Genomic DNA, 4,427 nt, shown 5'->3' on the forward strand with positions numbered 1-4,427 from the left:
CGGGTCTGCTCCTCGACGCCGCCGGAGGTGTCGTCGGCGACCTGGCCGGCGAGGTAGACCGTGCCGTTGTGGACGACCATCTGGCTCATGCGCGGGCCGCTGTGGAAGCGCTGGATCGACATGCCTGTCTCCTTCGGGAGGGTTGTGAACGCTGCGCGCTTGGTAGCCGCGCGCAGGCATGGGCGCAAGGGGCGATGCGGCGTGCCGATCGGATCCGCCCAGGCGAGCCTGACGGATACCCGGTTCGCGGGATCTCAGCTTGCTTGCTCGATCGAGCAGCGGTCCCTGTTCTGGCTGCCGATCTTAATGTAAATGGCGAAGTACGGGTTGGAGTCGAGAAGCTTGTCGATGTAAGCGTCGACGCCCCTGTTCAACTCGCAGTTCCGGACGCCACTGACCTTGATCGCTTCGATGTAGTCTCCGGGGTAGGTGATGGTGCCCTTGCCGTCGGGCGGCAGCTCGTGACCCAGACCCACCGTATAGTGGAACGCCAGCGTCTCCAGGTTGCCCGGACGAACGACGACCTCCACGTTCAGCGGATCGCTCGTCATGTTGTAGAAGACCTTCTCCCCGGCCTGGGCGGCCTGACAGGCACCGATCAGAGTGGCGGCAGCAAAAATGATGAATTGCAAGACTTTCACAGCAACCCTCCATTGCAATAGCCGCCGGAGGATATCGAGATAACCTTATGGCGCAAACGGCTTCACGCGTCATGGCGGCAGCCGTAGGGACGCGGTTCCCCTACACCCGGTGGCAGGCCACCGCGTGGCCGGGCGCCTTCTCCGCCAAGTCCGGCGCCTGGGCGCACACGGCCGCCGCGCGGGGACAGCGGGCCGCATAGGGGCACCCGCCCGCCCCGTCCCCCGCCGGCTCGCCGCGCGCGTGGCGGTGGCCGCGGCGCGACGGGTCGGGGCGCGGCACGGCGTCCAGCAGGGCTTGCGTGTAGGGATGCCGCGGGCGGGCGAAGACCTCCGCCGTCGGACCGGTCTCGACGATGCGGCCGAGATACATCACGGCGACACGATCGGTGACGCACCGCACGACGCTGAGGTCGTGGCTGATGAACAGGTACGACAGGCCCAGCCGTTCGCGCAGGTCCAGCATCAGGTTCAGCACCTGCGCCTGCACCGACACGTCCAACGCCGACACCGGCTCGTCCGCCACCACCAGTTCAGGGCGGGTGATCAGCGCGCGGGCGATGGCGATGCGCTGGCGCTGCCCGCCGGAGAACTCGTGCGGGTAGCGGTCGGCCGCCGCAGCACCCAGGCCCACCTCCGACAGCGCCTCGCGCACCCGCTCGGCCCGCTCCGCCCGGCCGACCTCCGGCATCAGCGACCCCATCGGCTCGCCCACGATGCGGGCGACGCGGTGGCGCGGGTCGAGCGAGCCGTAGGGGTCCTGGAACACCATGGACATGTGCCGGCGCATGGCCTTGAGTTCACGCGGGCGCAGCGCCGTCAGGTCGCGGCCCAACAGGCGCACGGTTCCGGAGGTCGGCCGCTCCAGCGCCAGCACGGCGCGGGCCAGCGTGGACTTGCCGCAGCCGGACTCGCCGACGATGCCGAAGCTCTCCCCCGCCATCACGGCGAACGACACGCCGTGCAGCGCCCGTATGCTGCCCGGCCGTTCGAACAGGCGGCGACGCGGCAGCGCGTAGTCGCGCACGAGGTCGGCCACCTCCAGCAGGGGCGTCGTCATGGCGCCGGCTCCCCGCGCGGGTGGATGCAGGCGGCCGTGTGCTCCGGCCCCACGGCGATCTCCGGCGGCGGGGCGGCGCGGCAGCCATCGGTGACGAAGGCGCAGCGGTCGGCGAAGGGACAGCCATGGGGCCGGTGCGCCGGGTCCGGCACCTGCCCCGGGATGGTCGGCAAGCGCAGGCCCGGCGGGGCTTCGCCCATGCGCGCGGCCGCCGCGTGCGGCGAGGCGGCGAGCAGGCCACGCGTGTAGGGGTGCGCCATGCGCCGGAACACCTCCGCCGTCGGCCCGCGCTCCGCCACGCGGCCGGCGTACATGACCAGCATGCGGTCCGTCGTCTCCGCCACCACGCCCAGGTCATGCGTGATCATCATGAGCGCCATGCCGCGCTCTCCGGCCAGATCGGCCAGCAGGTCGAGAATCTGCGCCTGGATGGTGACGTCCAGCGCGGTGGTCGGCTCGTCGGCGATCAGCAGGTCGGGGTCGCAGGCCAACGCCGTGGCGATCACCACCCGCTGCCGCTGCCCGCCCGACAGCTGGTGCGGGTACAGCGTCGGCGGGAAGCGGTTGGTGGGCAATCCGACGCGGTCCAGCGCCTGCACGGCGCGCCGCTCGGCATCCGCGCGGGACAGGCCCAGGTGCAGGCGCGGCCCCTCCGCCACCTGCGCGCCGATGCTGCGCACGGGGTTCAGCGCCGTCATCGGCTCCTGGAACACCATGGCGACGCGCCGGCCGCGCACCGCCTGCCACCGACGCTCCGGCGCGCCCAGCAACTCCTGCCCGTCCAGGCGGATGGAGCCCATGGCCGTGGCGCCGGCCGGCAGCAGGCCCATCAGCGCCAGCGCGGTCAGCGACTTGCCGCAGCCGGACTCGCCGACCACGCCCAGGCTGTCGCCGCGCTCGACGGCGAAGGACACGCCGTCCAGCAGCCGGACGCCGCCGATGGACACGCTCAACTCCCGCACCTCCAGGAGCGGCATCGTCAGCGCTCCCGCCGTAGGCGCGGGTCGAGCAGGTCGCGCAGACCGTCGCCCAGCAGGTTGAGGCCCAGCACCGACAGCGCGATGGCGAGGCCGGGGAAGATGGCGAGGCGCGGCGCGCTGTAGATGTAGGTCTGCGCCTCGTTCAGCATCTTGCCCCAGGACGGGGCCGGCGGCTGCACGCCCAGGCCCAGGTAGGACAGGCTGGCCTCCGCCAGGATGCCCAGCGCGAACTGGATCGTCGCCTGCACGATCAGCAGCCCGGCGAGGTTGGGCAGGATGTGCTCCACCGTGATCGCCGCGTCGCCCTTGGCCGCCACGCGCGCCGCCAGCACGAAGTCCCGCTGCCACAGCGCCAGCGCGGCGCCGCGCGTCAGGCGCGCGAAGACGGGGATGTTGAAGATGCCGATGGCGATGATGGCGTTCACCGCCCCCGGCCCGGCCAGCGCCGTGATCATCACCGCCGACAGCAAGGCCGGAAAGGCGAAGGCGAAGTCGTTGAAGCGCATCACCGCCTCGTCCACCCACCCGCGCCGCGCCGCCGCCAGCGCCCCCAGCGGCACGCCGACGCCGGCCCCGATGGCGACCGCCACCAGCGCCACGACGATGGAGTTCCACGCGCCCCCCATCACCATGGACAGCACGTCGCGCCCGAACTGGTCGGTGCCCAGCGGGTGCGCCGCCGAGGGGGCGGCCAGACGCTGGGCGATGTTCATCTCGGCCGGCGGGTACGGCGTCCACCCCAGCGACAGGAGCGCCATGCCGACCAGCGCCGCCGTGAGCGCCGCGCCGAGGATCAGGCCGGGGGAGCGCAGCAGCCTACCCATACCCCCCTCCCAGCCGCAGGCGCGGGTCGAGCAGGGCGTAGGCGACGTCGACCAGGAAGTTGACGATCACCACCGTGGCGGCCAGCAGCACGACGACGTCCTTCACCACGATCAGATCGCGCTGGGCGATGGACTGGAAGATCAGCCGGCCGATGCCGGGCAGCGCGAAGACGTTCTCGATGACGATCGTGCCGGCCAGCAGGAAGGAGAACTGCAGGCCCATGATGGTGACCACCGGGATCAGCGCGTTGGGCACCGCGTGCCGCCACAGCGCCCTGCCCGGCCCCAGCCCCTTGGCCCGCGCGGTGCGGACATAATCCTCCTTCAAGGTCTCCAGAACGGTGGAGCGGGTGACGCGCGCCAGGATCGCCGCCTGCGGCAGCGCCAGCGCCACCGCCGGCAGCAGGAGGGAGCGCAGCGCCGGCCATACCCCCGCGTCCCACCCCGCGAAGCCGCCCGCCGGCAGCCAGCCCAGCTGCACCGAGAACACGACGATCAGCAGCAGCCCCAGCCAGAAGTTCGGCACCGCCACGCCGACCTGCGTCAGGCCCATGACGGCGGCGTCCGCCGGCCGGCCGCGCCGCGCCGCGGCGAACACGCCCACCGGGATGGCAACGGCGGTGGACAGCGCGATGGCCAGCAGCGCCAGCGGCAGGCTGACCTGCGCGCGTTCCAGCACCAGCCCGGCCACCGGCACGTCGTAGGTGTAGCTGCGCCCGAAGTCGCCGGTCAGCATGCCGCCCAGCCAGCGCAGGTAGCGCTCCGGCGCCGGCCGGTCCAGGCCCATCTGGGCGCGCAGCGCCGCCAGCGTCTCCTCGCTGGCGCCGGTGCCGAGCATGACGGCGGCCGGGTCGCCCGGCAGCACCTCCAGCACGACGAACACCACCAGCGTCGCCACCAGCAGCGTCACCACCAGCGCCGCCGT

General features: G+C 72.4%; 5 protein-coding genes and 1 pseudogene. All 6 read right to left on the reverse strand.

Annotated features, from left to right (window positions below; translation table 11 throughout):
• A pseudogene (locus VED21_RS31690) lies at window positions 1-122 on the reverse strand (RidA family protein); the annotation flags it as partial.
• 132 nt (window positions 123-254) lie between these two features.
• Window positions 255-641: a hypothetical protein gene (locus VED21_RS31695; protein WP_324889666.1), complete on the reverse strand. Its 387-nt coding sequence runs from the start codon at window positions 639-641 to the stop codon at window positions 255-257.
• Window positions 642-741: 100 nt separating this feature from the next.
• On the reverse strand, window positions 742-1,698 hold the full coding sequence (locus VED21_RS31700) for an oligopeptide/dipeptide ABC transporter ATP-binding protein (protein ID WP_324889668.1): 957 nt from the start codon (window positions 1,696-1,698) through the stop codon (window positions 742-744).
• Window positions 1,695-2,675 (reverse strand): ABC transporter ATP-binding protein, encoded by a 981-nt coding sequence (locus tag VED21_RS31705; protein WP_324889670.1) that lies wholly within the window; start codon window positions 2,673-2,675, stop codon window positions 1,695-1,697. Before VED21_RS31705 ends, VED21_RS31700 begins: the two co-directional genes overlap by 4 nt.
• A gap of 2 nt (window positions 2,676-2,677) precedes the next feature.
• Entirely contained in the window at window positions 2,678-3,502 is an 825-nt protein-coding gene (locus VED21_RS31710; RefSeq protein WP_324889671.1) for an ABC transporter permease, read from the reverse strand.
• Window positions 3,495-4,427 (reverse strand): ABC transporter permease (locus tag VED21_RS31715; RefSeq protein WP_324889673.1); only part of this gene is annotated, 933 nt, incomplete at its 5' end. The genes VED21_RS31715 and VED21_RS31710, both read right to left, overlap by 8 nt.

Source organism: Azospirillum sp. (genome assembly GCF_035627195.1).
Classification (GTDB): domain Bacteria; phylum Pseudomonadota; class Alphaproteobacteria; order Azospirillales; family Azospirillaceae; genus Azospirillum.